Source organism: Pimelobacter sp. 30-1, from assembly GCF_018831735.1.
Classification (GTDB): Bacteria; Actinomycetota; Actinomycetes; order Propionibacteriales; family Nocardioidaceae; genus Nocardioides.
On the sequence record NZ_NHTS01000001.1, the window covers coordinates 496165 to 516798 of the forward strand.

The 20634-nt window shown below is 73.1% G+C and carries 15 protein-coding genes; 8 read left to right on the top strand and 7 right to left on the bottom strand.

From position 1 onward, the window contains the following. The first annotated feature begins 2 nt into the window (after positions 1–2). Together CCO04_RS29605 and CCO04_RS29460 are read left to right on the top strand one after the other, a co-directional pair. Positions 3–3917: a sortase domain-bontaining protein gene (locus CCO04_RS29605; RefSeq protein WP_215812473.1), complete on the top strand. Its 3915-nt coding sequence runs from the start codon at positions 3–5 to the stop codon at positions 3915–3917. Positions 3918–4008: 91 nt separating this feature from the next. Then, positions 4009–6627 carry a LuxR C-terminal-related transcriptional regulator gene (locus CCO04_RS29460; protein WP_215812474.1) on the top strand — a complete coding sequence of 873 codons (2619 nt, stop codon included), beginning with the start codon at positions 4009–4011 and terminating at the stop codon, positions 6625–6627. Between the two features lie 256 nt (positions 6628–6883). On the opposite strand, the gene CCO04_RS02325 is transcribed toward CCO04_RS29460, so the two are convergent. Continuing rightward, positions 6884–7738, bottom strand: a complete 855-nt coding sequence (locus tag CCO04_RS02325) for an LLM class F420-dependent oxidoreductase (RefSeq protein WP_215812475.1) — start codon at positions 7736–7738, stop codon at positions 6884–6886. 97 nt (positions 7739–7835) lie between these two features. On the opposite strand from CCO04_RS02325, the gene CCO04_RS02330 reads away from it, so the two are divergent. After that, complete coding sequence (locus CCO04_RS02330) at positions 7836–8612, top strand: hypothetical protein (RefSeq protein WP_215812476.1); 777 nt, start codon at positions 7836–7838, stop codon at positions 8610–8612. A gap of 10 nt (positions 8613–8622) precedes the next feature. Here CCO04_RS02330 and CCO04_RS02335 read toward each other — a convergent pair whose 3' ends face one another. After that, positions 8623–9327: a YceI family protein gene (locus tag CCO04_RS02335; protein WP_215812477.1), complete on the bottom strand. Its 705-nt coding sequence runs from the start codon at positions 9325–9327 to the stop codon at positions 8623–8625. 122 nt (positions 9328–9449) lie between these two features. Between CCO04_RS02335 and CCO04_RS02340 the strand changes: the two genes are divergently transcribed. Both CCO04_RS02340 and CCO04_RS02345 read left to right on the top strand, forming a co-directional pair. Beyond that, positions 9450–10187, top strand: a complete 738-nt coding sequence (locus CCO04_RS02340) for an SDR family NAD(P)-dependent oxidoreductase (RefSeq protein WP_215812478.1) — start codon at positions 9450–9452, stop codon at positions 10185–10187. A 4-nt stretch (positions 10188–10191) separates the two neighbouring features. After that, positions 10192–10998 (top strand): SDR family NAD(P)-dependent oxidoreductase, encoded by an 807-nt coding sequence (locus tag CCO04_RS02345; RefSeq protein WP_215812479.1) that lies wholly within the window; start codon positions 10192–10194, stop codon positions 10996–10998. Here CCO04_RS02345 and CCO04_RS02350 read toward each other — a convergent pair. Beyond that, the gene (locus CCO04_RS02350) at positions 10985–13813 is read right to left on the bottom strand and encodes an FAD-binding and (Fe-S)-binding domain-containing protein (RefSeq protein WP_215812480.1); all 2829 of its coding nucleotides are present in this window, start codon (positions 13811–13813) and stop codon (positions 10985–10987) included. The two genes, CCO04_RS02345 and CCO04_RS02350, sit on opposite strands and share 14 nt — an antisense overlap. An 81-nt stretch (positions 13814–13894) precedes the next feature. On the opposite strand from CCO04_RS02350, the gene CCO04_RS02355 reads away from it, so the two are divergent. Both CCO04_RS02355 and CCO04_RS02360 read left to right on the top strand, forming a co-directional pair. Then, positions 13895–14950, top strand: a complete 1056-nt coding sequence (locus tag CCO04_RS02355; RefSeq protein WP_252372715.1) for an LLM class F420-dependent oxidoreductase — start codon at positions 13895–13897, stop codon at positions 14948–14950. Beyond that, positions 14947–15762: a crotonase/enoyl-CoA hydratase family protein gene (locus tag CCO04_RS02360; protein ID WP_215812481.1), complete on the top strand. Its 816-nt coding sequence runs from the start codon at positions 14947–14949 to the stop codon at positions 15760–15762. Before CCO04_RS02355 ends, CCO04_RS02360 begins: the two co-directional genes overlap by 4 nt. Here CCO04_RS02360 and CCO04_RS02365 read toward each other — a convergent pair. The 4 genes from CCO04_RS02365 to CCO04_RS02380 all read right to left on the bottom strand — a co-directional run bounded on the left by CCO04_RS02365 (position 15749) and on the right by CCO04_RS02380 (position 19132). After that, positions 15749–16048: a DUF4031 domain-containing protein gene (locus CCO04_RS02365; protein ID WP_215812482.1), complete on the bottom strand. Its 300-nt coding sequence runs from the start codon at positions 16046–16048 to the stop codon at positions 15749–15751. The genes CCO04_RS02360 and CCO04_RS02365 overlap by 14 nt on opposite strands. 19 nt (positions 16049–16067) lie before the next feature. Further along, positions 16068–16598: a C40 family peptidase gene (locus tag CCO04_RS02370; RefSeq protein ID WP_215812483.1), complete on the bottom strand. Its 531-nt coding sequence runs from the start codon at positions 16596–16598 to the stop codon at positions 16068–16070. Positions 16599–16915: 317 nt separating this feature from the next. Then, the gene (locus CCO04_RS02375; RefSeq protein WP_215812484.1) at positions 16916–17581 is read right to left on the bottom strand and encodes a hypothetical protein; all 666 of its coding nucleotides are present in this window, start codon (positions 17579–17581) and stop codon (positions 16916–16918) included. Positions 17582–17692: 111 nt separating this feature from the next. Beyond that, positions 17693–19132: a glyceraldehyde-3-phosphate dehydrogenase gene (locus CCO04_RS02380; RefSeq protein WP_215812485.1), complete on the bottom strand. Its 1440-nt coding sequence runs from the start codon at positions 19130–19132 to the stop codon at positions 17693–17695. A gap of 345 nt (positions 19133–19477) precedes the next feature. Between CCO04_RS02380 and corA the strand changes: the two genes are divergently transcribed. Further along, positions 19478–20629: a magnesium/cobalt transporter CorA gene (gene corA / locus CCO04_RS02385; protein WP_215812486.1), complete on the top strand. Its 1152-nt coding sequence runs from the start codon at positions 19478–19480 to the stop codon at positions 20627–20629. Positions 20630–20634 lie beyond the last annotated feature (5 nt).

Below are 20634 nucleotides of genomic sequence, written 5' to 3' on the forward strand. Positions count from 1 at the left end.
CCGTGAAGAAGCTCGTCCCCGGTCTGGCACTGGCGGTCATCGCCGGCGCCACGGCCGTCCTCCCGGCAGTGGCGCTCGCGCCACCTGCCGCCGCGGCCCCCGGAAACCCGGGTACGCCGTCCGCTCCCCAGGTCCTCTTCCACGAGGACTTCGAGAACGCCATGGCCGACGGCCAGGTCAAGGTCCTCGGCGACTACGTCGGCGCCGACGGCGAGACCTACGCCGCCGAGGGCGCGTGGGCCGACCCGACCCAGTCGAACGGCTTCGTGCTCGACGGCACGACGTCCGACGCCGACCAGGCCGCCCTGGGCAGCCCGGCCGGTGCGGCCCAGCTGCGCAACCTCGCGACCGGGCTGGGCGCCCACAACGGCACCCAGCCGAACGAGGCCAACCACGCGGTGGCGGCGTTCACCGCCGGTGACCCGGGCGCGAACAAGGTCGAGTTCCGCACCGCGGCGCCGCTGGCCCTCGACGTCGAGAACAAGTTCCTCACGTTCTCGGTCAACGTCGGTGTGGTCAACTGTCACGCCGCGCACCCGCTGCTGCGCTTCTACCTCGACGACGGCAACGCCGAGATCCCGGTGAGCGGAGCCGCGGCCGACCCGTGCCCCAACGGCAGCCGCACCGTGAACTCCGACGGCTCGGTGCTCTTCACCGGCTCCAGCCTCGGCATCGTGCTGCGCAACGAGCAGGCCAGCGGCTCGGGCAACGACCACGCCTTCGACGACATCCGTGTGCTCGACGCGACGCCGCAGCTGGACAAGTCGTTCGGCGCCGAGGGCACCCCGGCCGGGTTCCCGACGACGCTCACCTTCACGGTGACCAACACCTCCGAGCTCGCCTCGAAGAACGGCTGGTCGTTCACCGACAACCTGCCCACGGGCATGGAGATCGCCGCCGACCCGCGCTTCACCACCGACTGCGGCAACGGCGCGATCACCGGCGGCGGTACGCCGGGCGCCGGGAGCGTCTCGCTCGAGGGCGACCTCGCGACCGGCCAGGCCGCCTGCACGCTGTCGATCGACGTCGTGACGCCGGAGGCCGAGGCCGGTGACACGTTCACCAACGCCGCTGCCAACGTCGACGACCTCGTCGGTCTCAACCCGCCGGGCAGCGCGACGCTGACCGTGACCGAGCGCGGCCTGCCCAAGGTCAGCTGTGCGCCGGCCGCGGCGCGCGCCACCCAGCGCTGGTGGCACTTCGGCAACGGCGCCGGGCTCGACTTCGGCACCTCCGGCAGCGCGCTGCCGACGACGACGCCGTCGACCGGCGTCAACGCCGTCGAGGGCACGACCGTCATCACCGACTCCGCCGGCAAGCTGCTGTTCTGGTCCGACGGCGTCAAGGTGCTCAACAAGAACCACCAGGTGATGCCGAACGGCGCCGGCCTGACCGGCAACGCCTCGGCCACCCAGACCGTCGCGGCGTTCCCGTCGCTGACCGACCCCGGCAAGTACTTCGTCGTCGCGACGACGGGTGCCTCCGAGGTCGGCGGCAGCGGTCACCTCAGCTACTCGGTGGTCGACATGGCCCTCGACGGCGGCCTCGGCGACGTGACGGCGACCAAGAACGTCGACCTCGCGCCCGCCAACGGTGCGGCCGAGCAGCTGACCGCGATCCCGAACGCCGCCGGCACCGGGTTCTGGGTCGTCACCGCGCAGGCGTCCTCGCCCAACATCCGGGCGTACCTCTTCGACGGCGCCGGTCCGGCCGACCCCGACGGCGCCGGCCCGCTCACCGCAGGTGACTCCGTCATCAGCGTGATGCCGACGCCGAACTACAACCAGTACGGCACGCTCAACCTCAGCCCCGACCTGTCGTCGGTCCTGCTCGCCACCGGCAACAACGCCGGCGCCTCGCGGATCCGGCTGATGGACTTCGACGCCGGCACCGGCCGGTTCGCGCAGCGCTTCGAGTGGTCGACCCCCACCGGGGTGGGCGGCAACATGTACTCCGCCGACTTCTCCCCGTCGGGTGACCACGTCTACGCCACCCGCATCTTCGGCGGCGCGCACCTGTTCCGCTACGACATCGCGGGCGCCGCGGACGGTGCCGCCGTCAAGGCGACCGAGTTCGACTTCGGCCAGTACCACGCCAGCGGCGGCCAGGTGAAGCGCGGACCCGACGGCCGGATGTACGTCGTGAACCGGGGCGCAGCGGCGCTCGGTGTCATCGCCAGCCCCGACGCCGCCGACCCGGCCGAGGCCGGCTTCGACGCCGCGGCTCTGCCACTCACCGCCGGTACCGCCAACGGCTGGGGCCTGCCGCAGATGGTGACGGGCTGCCCGAGCACGCCCGGGATCGAGATCACCAAGACCGCGGCGCTGACCACCGACCACGGCACGGCCGGCAAGGCCGACGCGGGCGACGTCATCACCTACACGTTCGTCGTGCACAACTCCGGCTACGTCGCGGTCGACGACGTGTCGGTCGACGACGCCCTGCCGGGCCTCTCGCCGGTCACGCCGGCCAGCGTCGCGACGCTCGCGGCCGGTGACGACGCGGAGTTCACCGCGACGTACACGGTCACCCAGGCCGACGTCGACGCCGGCGGCCAGGTGGTCAACACCGCCACCGCCAAGGCGACCGACCCCGACGGCGGCGAGGTCGTCTCGCCCGAGGGACCGGGCTCCACGGCCGAGGTCGACATCGCCGACGCCGAGGCCGACCTCGAGATCGTGAAGTCGGCCCGGCTCACCACGGACGTCGCGCCCCAGGGCAAGGCGGACGACGGTGACGTGCTCACCTACACCTTCACCGTGACCAACCACGGCAAGGCGACGGCGCACGACATCTCGGTGTCCGACGCGCTGCCGGGTCTCTCGGCGGTCGCGCCGGCGAGCGTGGCGACGATCGCCCCGGGTGCGCAGGCGGAGTTCACGGCGACGTACACGATCACGCACGAGGACGTCGTGCGCGGGGGCGTCGAGAACACCGCGTCGGTGACCTACCAGGGGCCGACCCGCGGTGGGCAGGTGCCGCAGCCGGTGACCGAGCCGAGCAACACGCTCACCACGGCGACCGGCCCGCTCGGTGCCCCGGTGCTCACCACGCGCGCCGACCGCAAGGTCGCGATGAAGGTCGCCAAGGGCGGCAAGCCCGCGGCGGTCGCCCTGCGCGACGAGATCACGCTCACCGGCTTCCTGCCCGGTGGCGACGCGACCGGCACGGCCACGCTGTACGGCCCGTTCACCGACCGCGCCTCGATCGCGTGCATCCCGGCCAAGCGGGCCGGCTCGGTCACCTTCGCCCCGCGCAGCGGCACCTTCCGCAGCCCGGCGGTGTCGGTGAGCAAGCCGGGCTACTACACCTGGGTGGTCGCCACCTCCGAGGACCGGCGCAACAGCGCGGCCACGCACGCCTGCGGCCTGGCCGCGGAGACGACGCTGGTGCACCGGGCCGAGGTCGGCAAGATCAAGATCGAGACCGGCTTCGCCGGCGTGGACCCGTCGGCCTTCGGCCGCCAGGCCCGTCCGGCCCAGGTCGCGATCCCGGCGCTGGGCATGAAGGCCAAGATCGACGTCGTCGGCATCCGTCGCGGCGCGATGGTCATCCCGGACGACGTCCGCAAGGGCGGCTGGCTGCAGCAGTCGGCCATGCCGGGCGAGGCCGTCGGTGCGACCGTGATCGCGGGTCACGTCTCGGATCGTCATGACAAGCCGGGTGCGTTCGGGAAGCTGAACAAGGCCAAGGTGGGTCAGGTCGTCACCGTGCGCGGCACGGACGGCAAGGTGCAGAAGTACCGGATCACCAAGGTCTACACGCAGAAGCGGACCAAGGGCTTCACCGGTGCTCCGGTGTCGACCACCGGTGCGCACCAGCTGACGTTGGTGACCTGCACGGGCAAGGTCCGCTACAGCAACGGCCGGTTCCACTACACGAAGAACCAGGTCGTGATCGCGACCCCGATCGCCTGATCGAAACCCCTGGTGACCACCGGGGTGACGGCGTACCGACGCCGCTCACCCCGGCGGTCCCGCACCATCACGGTTAGGGCAGCATGCGCACATGGCGGCTTTCCCCCCGAGCGGCCGAGTTCCCGACGCCCGCGGCAGCGCGATCGTGAGGTCGCGCCTGCTCGCGCTGCTCGACCTCGACCCGGCACCGATCACGGTGCTGCAGGCTCCGTCCGGCTTCGGCAAGACCACCCTCGTCCGGCAGTGGGCCGCCGGCGAGCGGCCCCCGGGTGAGCGCCTGGTCTGGGTCGCGCTCAACGCCGGCATCGAGTCCGACCACGCCTTCTGGACGACGGTGATCGCGTCCGCGCGCCGCCTCGGCCACCTCTCGCCCGAGCGCGCCGACGTCGTCGCCAACGACGTCGACGCCCACCACGACCCGGTACCGGTGCTGCGCGACCTGCTCGCCGGCAAGGGGCCGGTGGTGCTCGTCTTCGACGCCTACGAGCACGTCCGCGACGCCACCGCCCAGGTGGACGACGACATCCTGCGGCTGACCGCGCTGCTGCCCAACCTCCGCGTCGTGGTGACCACCCGGGCCGCGACCAGCCTGGCCGACCCGGCCCGCCGGGTCCGCGGCGACGTCCGTCTCGTCACCGACGACGACCTCCAGTTCACCGCCGAGGAGACCGCGCTCTTCCTGGCCGAGCACGGCTCGGACATCGTCCGCGGCGTGGCCGGCGACCTGCACCGCGACACCCGCGGCTACCCGCTGGCCATCCGCGCCGCGAGCCTCGCGCTCGGTGCGCGCAGCCGGCTGCCCTCGCGCGACTCCGTCGAGTGGCGCACGATCGTCGCCCAGGACCTCAGCGCCCAGCTCGACGACTCGCTCACCTCCGAGTTCGTCCGCGACACCGTCCTGGCGCCGTACTTCGACCTCGAGCTGGCGCAGGCCCTCACCGGCATCGAGGACGCCGCCCCCGTCGTCGCCGAGCTCGAGTGGAACGGCTTCGGCCGCTGGGTGCCCTACCTGGCCGACCGCCCCGTCTTCCAGTACGTCGACTCGCTGCGCGACGCCGTCCGCAGCGAGCTGATGACGAGCGACCCCGATCGCTACCGCCGCGGGGCCGGCATCGCCGCGACCTGGCTCTACGAGCACGACGAGCACGAGCTCGCCCTCGAGCTCGCCGTCGACGCCGGCCGCTACGAGCTGGCCAGCCGGATCTTCCGCAGCGTCGTGCTCAGCTCGCCCGAGAGCTACACCACCGACCACCTCGACCTGCAGCTCAGCCGCATCCCGCGCGCCGTCCTGATGAGGCACCCGATGCTCGCCCTGGCGCGCGGCCTCGCCCTGCTGAGCAATCCCGCCACCCGCGGCGCGGCCGTCGAGTTCCTGGTCCGCACCGCCGACCAGACCAGCGACGACTGGCGCCAGCTCGACCGGCCGGCGTCCTTCTTCCAGCGCTCGGCCAAGACCGCGTGCCTGCGCTACGTCGGCCGCTACCTGGAGTCGGCCGCGGCCGGCCAGGGCGCGCTCGACTACTACGACGACATCGACATCGGCGACGACCGCCGGATGGTCGAGCTGCGCGCGATGGGCCTGCGCCAGATCGGCTACTCGTTCTTCGCCGTCGGCGAGATCGACCGCGGCCACGAGGTGATCTCGCGCGCCATCGCGTCCGCGACGATGCCCTGGTCGCGCAACTACACGCTCGTCTACGGCGTCGGGCTCTCCGCGATCGACGGCCGCTCCCGCGACGCCGCCGAGATCGCCCGCCTGGTCGACCCCGCCGCCTGGCCGCGCGACCACGCGCACACCTTCGTCAACTCGCTGGGCCGGATCGGCAACGCGATGCTCAAGCTCGACGACTTCGACTTCACCGGCGCCCTCGCCGAGTACGACGGCTGCGAGTCCTTCATCCACACCGCCGAGTTCTGGCCCTTCCTGACCTGGACCATGCTCCAGGCCCGCCTCGGCCTCGGCGAAGGGGGAGCGGAGGCCCAGCGGATCGCCGACGCCCTCCAGCGCACCCCCGGCCCACCCGGCATCGGCGACAACCTCGGCACCAGCATGCTGCGCGGCCTCCTCGCCGTCGCCTGGCTGGCCCACGGCCGCTCCCGCGACGCCGCCGCCCTCCTGCGCGTCCCCACCCGCTGGCCCGGCCAGCTCGCCTCGGCCCAGATGCTCACCCGCCTCACCGCCGGAGACCCCGCCGGCGCCTTCCACCTCGTCCCCCGCCTCGAAGCCCAGCCCGGCCACAGCATCCGCTCCCGCACCAGCCTCGCCACCCTCGGCGCGGCCGCCGCCCTCCGCGCCGGCCACACCGACGCCGCCGGCGCCCTCCTCGACCGCGCCGCCGCCCTGTACGACGAGCACGGCGCCCGCGCCCTGCTCCTCCACGTCCCCGGCGCGGACCTCAAGAGCCTGCGCGACTTCGCCCACACCACCGACCGACCCGGCGCCTCGTCGTACCTGGCGGTGGACCTGGTCGGCCCCGTCGACGCCGGCGTCGCCTCGGTCCCCCTGACCGGCCAGGAGATCGCCGTCCTCCGCGCGACCCTCGACCACCCGCGCCGCAGCCAGGTGGCCGCCGTCCTGCACCTGTCGCCGGAGACGGTGAAGTCCCACATGCGCAGCATCTACCGCAAGTGGGGCATCAACTCGCGCGAGGCCGCCATCGAGCGCGGCATCCAGCTCGGCCTGCTCCACGACGGACCCCAGCGCCGCTGAGCCTTCGCGCTCGCCCCGGGGCAACGGGTGAACAAGCGGGTGAGATCGCTGCGGGCGTCGTACGGGTGGGCGGGGGGCAGGGCAGGATGCGGATCGGTCGAGCCGCACCCCGGCCCCCCTTGGGCGCGGCTCGACCTGGGTCACTCCTGAGGCGGTGCGGCCCATGCGTGGCCCGGACTCGACCCCCGGGCCACGTTCGCCGCCCCCACCTGCGACTTCGCCGCCCGAACCCTGCGACTTCGAGGGGCGAAACCTGCTACTTCGCGGGCAGGTACGCCGCCAGCGCTGCCAGCTGCTCCCGGTAGTGCCCGGCCGAGTCCGCCGCCACCCGCACCGACGCCGCCGTCGCCCCCGCCTCGGCGAGCACGCCGAGCGCGTCGGCGGTCGCGCCGGGCTCGCGGGTGGGGTCGAGGGCGCGGTCGGGGGAGAGGACGACCTCGAAGCCGGCCGGCAGATCGAAGCGGCCGAGCAGGGTGGCGAGCTCGGTGGGGGCGAGGCCGAAGGGGACCCAGCCGTCGGCGAGCTCGACGGCGCGGCGCAGGGAGCGCGGCGTACGGCCGCCGATCCACAGCGGCACCGACGCCTGGACGGCGTGCGGCGAGACGACCACGTCGTCGAACGCATAGTGCGCCCCCGCGTACGACGGCCGCTCCTGCGAGAGCGACGCCCGCAAGGCCCGCAGCGCGTCGTCCGCGATCGCTCCGCGCCCCTCGAAGGTCGCGCCGAGCAGCGTGAACTCCTCCTCGAGCGAGCCGACGCCGAGCCCGAGGACGAGCCGGCCGCCGCTGACGAGGTCGAGGGTGCCGTAGCGCTTCGCGATGGCGAGGGGGTGGTGGTAGCCGAGGACGAGGACCTGGGTGGCGAGCCGGATCCGGGTGGTGCGGGCGGCGAGGTAGCCGAAGGTGGCGAGCGGGTCCCAGTACGTCCCGCCGCGCTGGGCGGCGATGTCGGTCGGCACCACGACGTGCTCGCTGCAGGTGAGGAAGTCGAAGCCGAGGGTGTCGGCCGTCTCGGCGATCGCGCCGAGCTCGTCGATGCCGGCCTCGGCCTCCCAGGGCGAGAACGCGCCGGGGAGCTGCACCACGACGGGGCTGTTGATGCCGATCTTCACGGGTGCCTCTTCCCTCGGGGCCTGGTCCTCTGATAGACCAAGTGCTTGCTTGGTTTTCGAGAGTACCCCATCGCCGACCGCTCGCCAGGAGGCAGCCGTGACCAGCCCGCTCGTGTTCTTCTCGTTCGTGACCCTCGCCGGCGCCGGCCCCGAGGAGCACCGCGCCTACAACGAGTGGCACCAGCTCGACCACCGGCCGGAGAACCTGGCGCTGCCCGGCGTCCTGTGGGGTGACCGGTGGGCGCGCCCGGACGACTACCGCGGCGGCGTCGCGTCCGACGAGCACGCGGCGACCGACTACGTGGCGATGTACTGGTTCAAGGACCCCGTCGAGCGCGCGCTGCGGGAGTGGTCCGACCTCGGCTCCGACTCGTTCCAGTGGGGCCGCGGGCCGCTCATCCCGGGCGTGCAGCGCAAGCTGCTGTCGTTCTTCCGCCCCGTCAAGGGGTACGCCGCGCCCTCCGCCCTCGTCTCGCCCGAGGTGCTGCCCTACCGCCCCAACCGCGGCCTGCACCTGACCCTCTCCCGCCACGCCGCGCCCCACAGCGGCGCGACCCACGAGCACTACGCCTGGCAGGACCGCAGCCTGGTCCCGGCGCTGCTCGACCTCGACGGGGTGGCCGGCGCGTGGACGTTCTCGTTCGCCCACCACCAGTCGCACCCGTCGCTGCCGCTGGCCACCGAGACCCCCGACGCCCCGGAGTCGCTGCGGATCCGCCTCGTCTACCTCGACGGCGACCCGCTGCCGACCGCCGCGGCGATCGACGCCCGTACCGCCGAGCTGGCCGGCGGCCTCAGCGCCGAGGCCGCCGCGTCGGAGGAGGTGCTGCTGAGCACCCCGCTGCGGACGATCATCCCGTGGCAGGACTGGTGAGCCGACGGCCTCAGCGGGCCATCTTCAGCAGGAACTCGATCTTGCCGTGGTCGTCGACCGAGATCCCGGAGAAGCCGGGCTCGGGGATCTCGTAGTCGGCGAACACCACGTCGATGCTGCCCGCGACGTCGAGCGCCTCACCGGAGGCCTGGACGTCGAGCTCGACCTCGACCGCGCGGGTGACTCCGCGGACCGTGAGGTCGCCGGGCACCGTGACGGTGAACCGGCCGCCGGTGGCCGGCAGCTCGACCGGCGCGGTCTGGGTGAAGGTCGCGGTCGGGTAGGTCGCGGTGTCCATGATCCGGTCGCGGTACTGCGCGTCCCGGCGCGACTCGTCGGTGGCCACCGACTCCATGTCGACGCTCATCGTGGTGGCGCTGAGGACGCCGTCGGCGACCGTGGCGCTGCCCTCGACCTGGTCGGTGCGGCCGACCACGGTGACGTTCTGGCCGAAGAGCACCTCGTCGACGCGGTAGCCGGCCGCGGAGTCCGCGCCGACCGTCCATGCGCCGTCGAGCGCGTCGGTGGCGGCGCTGGTGTCGGGCTTCGCGTCGGCGGAGCTGCCGGCCGCGGGCAGGGCCAGCTCGTCGGGCTGATCGCCGACCACGAACTTGCCGTAGGCCCAGGGCCCGACGGTGACGGCGACGACCACGAGCGCGACGAGGACGCCGCCGAGGATGAGGATCTTCCGGGAACCGAGCTTCTTGGATGACATGGCAACCACCGTAGGTGGCAAAACTGAGGGCACCCTAAGATGCCGTGACGTCGACTAGAACACGTTCTATTGTTCTCGCGGAACGCCGCACGCCGCGGCGCCACGAGCCAGGAGGACCGCGCATGACCGACCCGAACGCAGCCCGCGCCCAGCGCTTCACCGGACGCCGCGTCGTCGTCACCGGAGCCTCCGGCGGCCTCGGGCAGGTCGTGGCCGACCTGTTCCGCCAGGAGGGGGCCCGGGTGGTCGCCACCGACGTCGTCCCGGCCGCGAACGTCACCGCCTGCGACCTCGCCGACGACGCCGCGCGCGACGCCTTCGTCGCCGGTGCGCTGGAGGAGCTCGGGGGTCTGGACGTGCTCTGCAATGTCGCCGGCATCCAGAAGTTCGCCGAGCTCGGCGCGCTCGACGCCGCCCTGCTGCGCAAGCACTTCGACGTCAACGCCCTCGCGCCGCTGATGCTGGCCCAGGCGTTCGCGGACGCGCTCGTCGAGAGCAAGGGCAATGTCGTCTCGGTCGCGTCGATCTCGGCCGTGATGGGACAGCCCTACAACGCGCCGTACTGCGCGTCGAAGGCCGCGCTGCTGCTCGGGATGCGGGCGCTGGCGGTCGAGTTCGCGACCAAGGGCGTGCGGGTCAACTGCGTCTCCCCGGGCGGGATCGCGACCCCGATGGTCGAGGCGGCGGCGGCCGGGCTGCCCGCCGACACCAACTGGGACCTGATCGCGCGCAGCACCTCCGTGATCCCCGGCTTCATGCCCCCGCAGGACGTCGCCGAGGCGCTGCTCTATCTTGCCTCCCCGGCCGCCGCCTCGGTCACCGGCGCCAACCTCGTCGTCGACCGCGGCGTGGTCTGGTGACGGCGTGAACGCCGGCCACGCCGGCCGCGCCGTCGTCACCGGTGCCGGCGCCGGCTCGATCGGCCGCGCCGTCGCCGACGCGCTGACGGCGGCCGGCTGGGAGGTCACCACCACGACGCGGGCGACGCTCGACCTCACCGACCGCGCGTCGGTCGCGGCCTTCGCCGCGGCGTACGCCGAGCGGTCGGACCGGCTCGACCTCCTGGTCAACAGCGCGGGCATCCACCTCGACCTCGGGTCGCGGTGGAAGGAGCCGCAGCTCGTCGACGGGCACGAGGTGCACTGGCGGACCAACTACCTCGGCACCGTCGACCTCACCACCGCGCTGCTGCCGCTGCTGCTCGCGGCCCCCGAGCCGACCGTCCTGCACGTCGTCTCACAGCTCCACGAGCGCGGCACCACCGACCGGCTCCTGGGCGAGGACGCGCCGTACGACTCGTGGGCGGCGTACGGCACCTCCAAGCTCGGCCTCGTCCACCACGCGGCCCTCCTCGCCACCCAGTACGGCGACCAGGGCCTCCGCGCGCTGGCGGCCCACCCCGGCGCGGTGTCGACCAACATCGCCGACCGCGGCCTGGAGACCCGCCCGCTGCTGCGCCGCCTCCGTCGGCTCGCGCTGCCCCTGGAGCGGCGCAGCCTGATGTCCCCGGCCGCGTCGGCCGAGCACCTGGTCCGGATCGCGACCGACCCCGGGGCGGCGTCCGGCTACTACCGCAAGAGCCGTCCGGTCGAGCCGTCCGAGGCCGCGCGCGACGAGGACGCCCGCGCCGCGCTGGACGTGCGGACGCAGGAGTGGCTCAGCGCCCGCTGACCCCGCGTGCGAGCAGCTCGGCGAGGTGCACCGGCGCCTCGTCGGGCGCGAGCTCGCCCACCTGGGTCCGGCACGAGAAGCCGTCGGCCAGCACGACCCGCCGGGCCTCGCCCGCCGAGGCGCGCAGGGCCGGGAGGAGGTTCTGCTCGGCGACCGCGACGGACACCTCGTAGTGCCCCTGCTCGACGCCGAAGTTGCCGGCCATGCCGCAGCAGCCGGCCACGGCCTCGACCTGGGCGCCGGCCTTCTCGAGCAGCGTCCGGTCGGCGTTCCAGCCCATCACCGCGTGGTGGTGGCAGTGCGGCTGGGCGACGATGCGGACGCCGGTGAGGTCCGGCGGCGTCCAGTCCGGGGCCTTCGCGAGCGCCTCGGCCAGGGTCAGGGTCGCGGCGGCGACGGCGTCGGAGTCCGGTCCGGGGACCAGCTCGCGCAGCTCGTGGCGCAGCACGGCGGTGCAGGACGGCTCGATCCCGACGATCGGTACGCCGGCCCGCGCGTCGGCGGCGAGGGCGTCGACCATGCCCCGCATCCGCTTCGCCGCGCCGTCGAGCTGGCCGGTGCTGATCCACGGCAGCCCGCAGCACTCCTGCTGCCGGGTGATCCGCGGATCGTACCCGGCCGCGCGCAGCACCTCGACCGCCGCATCGGCGACCTGGGGCGCGAAGTGGTTGGTGAAGGAGTCCACGAAGAGCACGACGGGCGTGCCGGTGCCCGCGGCGCCGCCGAACGTACGCCGGAAGGTGCGCCGCGCGAATGCCGGCATCCGGCGCCGGGTGTCGACGCCCGCCGCCTTGAGCGCGACCTTGCGCAGCGGCCCCACGTCCATCGACCGGTTGGCGAAGCGCGGCATCGCCGAGCCGACCTTGGCCCAGCGCGGCAGCCAGCCGACCGAGTAGTGCGAGCGCGGCCGGATCTTGCGCTTGTAGGTCTGGTGCAGCACCTCGGCCTTGTACGACGCCATGTCGGTGCCGGTCGGGCAGTCGGAGGCGCAGCCCTTGCAGGCCAGGCAGAGGTCCAGCGCGTCGTGCACGGCGGGGGAGCCCCACGACACGTCGCTGTCGCCGTTGACGATCTCCTGGAGCAGCCGGGCGCGGCCGCGCGTGCTGTGGATCTCCTCCTTCGTCGCCTGGTACGACGGGCACATCACGCCGCCCGAGCCGCTGTTGTCGGCGCGGCACTTGCCCACGCCGGTGCAGCGGTGCACCGCCTGGCCGAAGTCCCCGCCGTCGTCCGCGTAGGCGAACGCGAGCCCCTTGGTCAGCCGCGTCGTCGAGGAGTAGCGCAGGTCGTCGGTGCTCGACGCCGCGTCGACGAGGATGCCGGGGTTGAGCACCTCGGTCGGGTCGAAGAGGTCCTTGACCGCGGCCATCAGGCCGAGCGCGCGGGGGGAGTACATCCGCGGCAGCAGGTCGCTGCGGGCCCGGCCGTCGCCGTGCTCGCCCGAGAGTGAGCCGCCGAGCGAGGTGACGAGGTCGGCCGCCTCCTCGAGGAAGGCACGGAAGCGGTCAGCGCCGTCGGGCCGGGCGAACGGGAAGTCCATCCGCACGTGCAGGCAGCCCTCGCCGAAGTGGCCGAACGGCATCGCGGTCAGCTCGTGCGCGGAGAGCAGGCCCTCGAAGGCGGTGAGGTACTCGCCCAGGCGCTCGGGCGGCACGGCGGAGTCCTCCCAGCCGGCCCAGGCCGGCTTGCCGGACGGCGCCCGCCCGGCGAGGCCGGCCCCGTCGGCGCGGATCTTCCAGAGCCGGTCGGCCGTGCGCGGGTCGTCGACGACGAGGGCGGAGACGCCGAGGCCCGCCGCGGCGAGCAGGTCCGCGCGGCGTCGTACGTCATCGGGGTCGTCGCCGGAGAGCTCGACGAACATCCAGGCGTCGCCGGCCGGCAGCGGCGGGACGGCGTCGGGACCGCGCCGCTCGCGGATCACGTCGACGATGCGCCGGTCGAGGCCCTCGCACGCCGACGGCTCGAACGCGAGCACCTCGGTCGTCGCGTAGCCCGCGGTCGGGAAGTCGGGGAAGCCCAGCACGATCATCAGCGACGCCTTCGGCGCCCGGACCAGCCGCACGGTGGCCTCGGTGAGCACGGCGAGCGTGCCCTCGGAGCCGACCAGCGCGCGGGTCAGGTCGAAGCCGCGCTCGGGCACGAGGTGGTCGAGCGCGAGGCCCGAGACGTGCCGGCCGAACGTGCCGAACTCGGTGCGCACCGTGCCGAGGTCGTCGGCGACCAGCCCGCGCAGCCGGTCGAGGACGTCGGAGCCCTCGGCGCTGGCGACCGGCTTGCCCGCGGCGTCGTACCCGGTGACGAGGGGGGTGCCGTCGGCGAGCAGCCCGCGCAGGCCGCGCACGTTGTGCGAGGTGCGTCCGTAGGCCAGCGAGCGCGCGCCGCACGCGTCGTTGCCGATCATCCCGCCGATGGTGCAGCGGGTGCTGGTCGACGGGTCGGGCCCGAACTTCAGCCCGTGGCCGGCGACGGCCTTCTGCAGCGCGGCCTGCACGACGCCCGGCTGGACGACGGCGGTCTCGGCCTCGACGTCGACCGAGACGACCTGGTTGAGGTGCCGGCTGAAGTCGACGACCACGCCGGGCCCGATCGCGTTGCCCGCGACCGACGTACCGGCGCCGCGGGCGGTGAGGGTCAGGCCCTCCGCACGGGCGGCGGCGAGGATCGCGGCGACCTCGTCGGCCGAGCGCGGGAACGCGACGGCGACCGGGGGGACGCGGTAGAGCGAGGCGTCGGACGAGTAGGCACCGAGGACCGCGGCGTCGTCGCTGACGTCGCCCGCTCCGTGGCGCTGGAGCAGGTGAGCGATGCCGGACACGCACTGAAATCTAGTGGGTCGGGTCCGCGGGCTACGCTCCCGTCCCAGGTCCCGGCAATCGCTCGACAACCTGGAGGCGTGATGCGGCTCGGCATGATCATCGACTACTCGGGCGGTTTCGCCGAGACCGTGGAGCTCCTCCAGGAGTACGAGCGCAACGGCCTCGACCTGGTCGCGATGCCCGAGGCCTACTCGTTCGACGCGGTCAGCCAGCTCGGCTACATCGCGGCCAAGACCGACCGGCTCGAGCTGATGTCGGCGATCTTCCAGATCTACACCCGCACCCCGTCGCTGACCGCGATGACGGCCGCGGGCCTCGACTTCGTCTCCGACGGCCGGTTCACCCTCGGCCTCGGCGCCAGCGGGCCCCAGGTCATCGAGGGCTTCCACGGCGTCAAGTACGACGCCCCGCTCGGCCGCACCCGCGAGGTGATCGAGGTCTGCCGCCAGGTGTGGCGCCGCGAGCCGGTCGAGTTCGAGGGCAAGTACTACGACATCCCGCTGACCAAGGACAAGGGCGGCTCGGGCCTCGGCAAGCCGCTCAAGATCATCAACCGCCCGGTGCGCTCGGAGATCCCGATCTCGGTCGCCGCGCTCGGGCCCAAGAACGTCGCGCTCGTCGCCGAGCTGGCCAACGGCTGGCAGCCGCTGTTCTTCCACCCGGCCAAGCGCGACCTGGCCTGGGGCGAGCCGCTGGCCGAGGGCTTCGCGCGGCGCGATCCCGCGCTCGGCGAGCTCGACATCCAGCTCCAGATTCACTACCACCTGGGCGAGCCGCCGGCCGAGGCCGTGCAGGCGGTGCGCAACCAGCTCGCGCTCTACATCGGCGGCATGGGCGCGCGCGACAAGAACTTCTACAACCAGCTCGCCTGCCGCTACGGCTACGAGGCCGAGGCCAAGGAGATCCAGGACCGCTACCTGGCGGGCGACAAGGCCGCGGCGGCGGCCGCCGTACCGGACGAGCTGGTGGAGGCGGTCACCCTGATGGGCGACGAGGACTCCGTCCGGCGCCAGGTCGGCGAGTTCCACGCGGCCGGCGTCCGCACGTTCCTGCTCAACCCGCTCGCCGCGGGCGACGCGGAGCGGGTCGCCCAGGTGCGCCGGCTCTCCGAGATCGTCACGGAGGTCACCGCATGAGCGAGCCCCGCTTCACCCTCACCCGCGACGGCGCCGTCGCCACCGTCGGTCTGGCCGGACCCGGCGGCAAGGCGGTCATGGACGACGCCTTCTTCGCCGAGCTGGCCGCGACCTTCGCCGACCTCGACGCCGACGACAGCGTGCGCGCCGTCGTCCTGGCGGGCGCAGGCGACCACTTCTCCTACGGCCTCGACCTGGGCGCCGCGGCCGGCACCTTCGCGCCGCTGCGCAGCGCGACCCACGCCGGCGCCCGCCAGGAGCTCCTCGCCCTGGTCCGGCGCTGGCAGGGCGCCCTCGACGTCGTCGCGGGCCTGCGCAAGCCGACAGTCGCCGCGGTCACCGGGTGGTGCATCGGCGGCGGCGTCGACCTCGCGGTCGCCTGTGACGTCCGGATCGCCTCGGCCGACGCCGTCTTCAGCGTCCGCGAGGCCAAGGTCGGCATCGTCGCCGACCTCGGCAGCCTCCAGCGCCTGGTCGGCGTCATCGGTGACGGCCACCTGCGCGAGCTCGCGCTCACCGGCGACGACGTGGACGCCGTACGCGCCGCGGAGCTCGGCCTGGTCAACCACGTCCACCCGACCGCCGCCGAGGCCCGGACCGCCGCGGCCGACCTCGCGGCCCGGATGGCGGCCAACTCGCCTCTCGTCCTGCGCGGCATCAAGGACGTCCTCGACGCCGAGCGCGCGCCGCGGGTCGAGGCCGGCCTGCGCTACACGGCCGTGTGGAACGCCGCGTTCCTGCTCAGCGACGACCTCGACGAGGCGATGACCGCCTTCGTCGAGCGTCGTCCGCCGGAGTTCACCGGCCGCTGAGACCGTCCCGCTTCGCCCGGGTGATCGCCGCGACCGCCCGCCCGTAGCGGATCGGCCTCGCCCCCAGGGCGAGCGCCCGCTGCCGGGTCGGCTCGGTGACGTCGAAGTGCTCGCGGGCCGTGCCCGGCTTCTGGATCCAGCGCGCCTCGATGCCGAGCCGCTCGGCGAACGCGAGCAGCTCGCGCCGGCCGGCCTCGCCGGGCAGGTCCGAGAGCAGGTGCGACCAGACGCCGTCGACGGGGCCGACCACGGCCTCGAGCTGCATGTCGTCGACGTACACGGTCACACGGCGGACCCTACCGGGGTCAGCGCACGCGGCCGTAGAAGACCGAGCCGGTCCAGATCCGCTCCTTGCGGACCGGGACGCCGGGGCGCGAGGCGTGCCAGATCGTGTGGCTGCCGGCGTAGATGCCGACGTGGTAGACGTGGCCGCCGCTGGTGAAGAACACCAGGTCGCCGCGGCGCGGGTGCGCGATCCGGCGGGTGGCGCCGGCCTGGGCGCCCGAGGTGCGCGGCAGGCGCTTGCCGACCTGGCGGTAGGTCCACTGGACCAGGCCCGAGCAGTCGAAGGCGTTGGGGCCGGCGGCGCCGTAGCGGTACGGGTCGCCGGCGCGCGAGCGGGCCTTGGCGATCACGCGCTCACCGCGACGGGCGGCGAGGTGCGCGGCACGCTCGCCCTCGTCGACCTGGCGCTGGGTGCCGGCGTCGGTGGCGACACCGGAGGCGGACTCGAAGGTCTCGTTCGCGTGGGCCGAGGGCACCGTGACCAGGAACGCCGAGAGGGCGACCGGGACGAGGAGCAGGCGCGCGGCAGCGCGCGGCAGGGTGAAGGACATCGTGGTCTTTCGTCAGCGACGCCTGCGGAAGATGACCTGTCGGGCTTGGGCTGCTGGTGCCCCGGAACGAATCCTTCGCCCCCAGCCGGACCAGCGTGGTCCGGCGTACTGCTTGGGTCTCCCGTGCCCGCGCTCTCCTCATCGGTGTCGATGTCACCCTCCGTCGTGCGCGGGCCTCGGCGCGACGGGAGCGGCCTCCCGGACGGGAGGACGGACGATTCCACCGTGCTTGCAAGAGCAAGCGCAGTGGCCCGCGTCACGTAACGGGCGTGGGCATGCTCACGCCGCACCCGTGTAACACCCCGCGGGAGCGGGGCTCAGGACACGTGCGGGTCGGCGAGCAGGTACTGCACGAGACGCCCGTCGCGGTTGCGCTCGGGACGCACCGGGTCGGGCACCATCCGGCCCTCGGCGGTGTCCCAGAACCGGTCCACCCGGACGGCGACCCGGCGCGCGATGCGTCCGGGCACGCCCCGGTGGGGCAGGTAGGGGTGCGGCCGGGTCGGCCCCCGGCGCTCGGTCCAGTAGAGCCGCTCGGCCAGCTCGTCGCAGCGCTCCGCGGCGGCCGTGCCCAGGTCGGTCACGAGCTGCGCCTCGAGCGTGCGCGTCCGGGCGAGCTCGCGGCCGACCTCCTCCCAGATCGAGTCCCACGGACGCCGTACGACGAACGTGGAGCCGTAGAGCTTGGCCTTGACCTGGCTCAGCGCGATCTCGAGCCGGCGGCACTGCTGGGCGAAGTCGTGGGCCCGCTCGCTGCCGTGGTCGAGGTGGTGGCGCGCGGCCGGCCCGAGGACCGCGTTGGCCGCGGAGAGGTGCCGGCTGGTGCTCGCCAGGAACGGGTCGGTGGCGGTCTGCCGGGCGCGGGGGCGGTCCCGGGTCGGGCGGCAGGAGGAAGCGCTGTGCATCCGCGCGTAGAGGACCGCGTGGGTCTGGATGACGGTGTCGGCCAAGGTGTCGACGCCGGACTCGTGGCGTTCGTTCATGGTTCCGGTCCCTTCGGTGGCTCCCCGGTGAGAGGGCCCCTCACAACCAGTGTGCGCCGGCCCACACCCCCACACAAGGGGGCGCGGACCGGCGCCGGTGACCGGGTGCGGTCAGACCCGCGGGAGCGTCGTGTACTCGACGCCGCAGATGTACTGCACGGTGCGCAGCACCTGGCAGGAGTAGCCGAACTCGTTGTCGTACCAGACGTAGAGGATCGCCGAGTCGCCGTCGACGATCGAGGCGCCGCCGTCGACGATCGAGGCCGCGCGGGCGCCGATGAAGTCGGTGGACACCGCGTCCGAGGCGGTCGTGTAGTCGAGGTTGCGGGCCAGCGGGCCGGTCAGCGACGCCTTGCGCAGGTGGGCGTTGACCTCGTCGCGGGTGGTCTCGCGCTTGAGCTGCAGCGAGAGGATCGCGATCGAGACGTCCGGCGTGGGGACGCGGATCGAGTTGCCGGTGATCTTGGCGTCGAGGTCGGGCAGCACCTTGGCGACGGCCGAGGCGGCACCGGTCTCGGTGATGACCAGGTTGAGCGGCGCGGAGCGACCGCGGCGGTCGGCCTTGTGGAAGTTGTCGAGCAGGTTCTGGTCGTTGGTGAACGAGTGGACCGTCTCGACGTGGCCGCGGGTGATGCCGAACTCGTCCTCCATCGCCTTGAGCGGCGGGACGATCGCGTTGGTCGTGCAGGACGCGCACGAGAGCACCGTCTCGTCGAGGTCGACGTCGAGGTGGTTGACGCCGTGCACGATGTTGGGGACGTCGCCCTTGCCCGGCGCGGTCAGGAGCACCTTGGCGATGCCGGGGCGCAGGTGCTGCGAGAGACCCTCGCGGTCGCGCCAGATGCCGGTGTTGTCGATGAGGATGGCGTCGTCGATGCCGTACTCGGTGTAGTCGATCTCGGCGGGCGAGTTCGAGTAGATCACCTGGATCACGTTGCCGTTGGCGATGATCTGGTTCTTCTCCTCGTCGACCGTGATCGACCCGTTGAAGGCACCGTGGATCGAGTCGCGGCGCAGCAGCGAGGCGCGCTTCTTGAGGTCGTCGCCCTTGGCCTTGCGCACGACGACCGCGCGCAGGCGCAGGCCGTTGCCGGAGCCGGACTTCTCGACGAGGAGGCGCGCGACGAGGCGGCCGATCCGGCCGAAGCCGTAGAGGACGACGTCCTGCGGGCAGGGTGCCGGGCTCTTGTTGTCACCGGTCGCCTCGGCGAGCGCGGCGGCGGTGAACTCGGGGATCGACTGCGCACCGTCGGTGGCGCGGTAGGCCCGGATCAGCAGCGCGAGGTCGACCTTGGCGGCGCCGAGGTCGAGCGCGGCGATCGCCTCGAGGAAGGGGAAGGTGTCGACGACCGACAGCTCGACGCCGTCGATCTGGCGCGCGTAGCGGTGGGTCTTGAGGATGCTGATCACCGACTTGTTCACCAGCGAGCGGCTGTGCAGAAGGATCGTCACATCCTTCTCGCGGTGGAGCTTGCCGACGATGGGGATCATCGCCTCGGCCAGCTCTTCGTGGTGCTTCCAGCGAGTGAACTTGTCTTCGGTGGTGCTCAACGCTTCCCCTATGAACTGTCGACAAAAGCCGCTTGATGGTAGGCCCCCCGCCTGGGGCAAGGGCTAATCGGGCCGAGCGCTGGACGCGTGGATTCAGTCACAGCCGCGGCGTAGCGGCCCCGCGGGAGGCCCTCGGCGGTTACCTCCGGGGCGATGCGCGGGCCTATGCTGACCCCGACCTCAGGAGTCCGGAGCGAGGAGGTGGTCGGCGATGGAAGGCCAACCTCCCAGTCGTACCCCCGCTCTGCTCGACCGTCCCTGAGGGTCCCGCTCGGTTCTGCGCGCGCTCGTGACCATGCGTCACGCCGGCGTCCGGGTGCGCCCTCCGCACCCTGAGGATGCCGCATGTCCGAGAACCGGTCCTTCAAGCCGATCCGCACCCTGACGGGTCGGGTACGACGCCTCCAGCTGCCCGCTGAGCCGACCCGCCCCACGTCCACCCCGGCCCCCCGCGACGACCGCCGCGGGACCGACCGGGCGACCCTCGTCGACAGCGCCGTGTACGTCGACGGCGACCGGGTCGCCTCGCCGGCGACCCTGGCCGACAGCTTCAACGCGCTGCGCGAGAACGACGACGCCGTCGCCTGGATCGGGCTCTACCGCCCCGACCAGCACGACCTGGCCTCGCTGGCCGACGAGTTCGGCTTGCACGAGCTGGCCGTCGAGGACGCGATCCTGGCCCACCAGCGTCCCAAGATCGAGCGCTACGACGACACGCTGTTCGTCGTCCTGCGGGCCGCGCGCTACGTCGACGACCGCGAGGAGGTGGAGTTCGGCGAGGTGCACGTCTTCGTCGGGCGCGACTTCGTAGTCACCCTCCGGCACGCCGAGGCGCCCGACATCGCCGCGGTCCGCCGCCGCCTGGAGAGCAACCCGGACCTGCTCCGGCTCGGCCCCGAGGCCGTCCTGTACGCCGTCCTCGACCGGGTCGTCGACGGCTACCTGCCCGTCGTCGCGGGCCTCGAGAACGACATCGACGAGATCGAGACCGAGGTCTTCCGCGGCGACCCCGCCGTGTCCCGCCGCATCTACGAGCTCACCCGCGAGGTGATCGAGTTCCAGCGCGCGACCCGGCCGCTGGCCACCGTGCTGCGGCGGCTCACCGCGGGCTTCGCCAAGTACGGCACCGACGACGAGCTCCAGCGCTACCTGCGCGACGTCGACGACCACCTGACCCACGTGATCGAGCAGGTCGACGGCTTCCGCCAGCTGCTGCGCGACATCATGACGGTCAACGCCACCCTCGTCGCCCAGCAGCAGAACGAGGAGATGAAGGCGCTCACCGAGGCCAGCCTCGACCAGAACGAGGAGGTCAAGCGGATCTCCGCCTGGGCCGCCATCCTGTTCGCGCCGACGCTCATCGGCACGGTCTACGGCATGAACTTCGACGAGATGCCCGAGCTGCACTGGCAGCTGGGCTACCCGTTCGCGCTGTTCCTGATGGCGATGGTCAGCGTCGGTCTGTACGGCGTCTTCAGGCGCCGCGGCTGGATCTAGGCCGC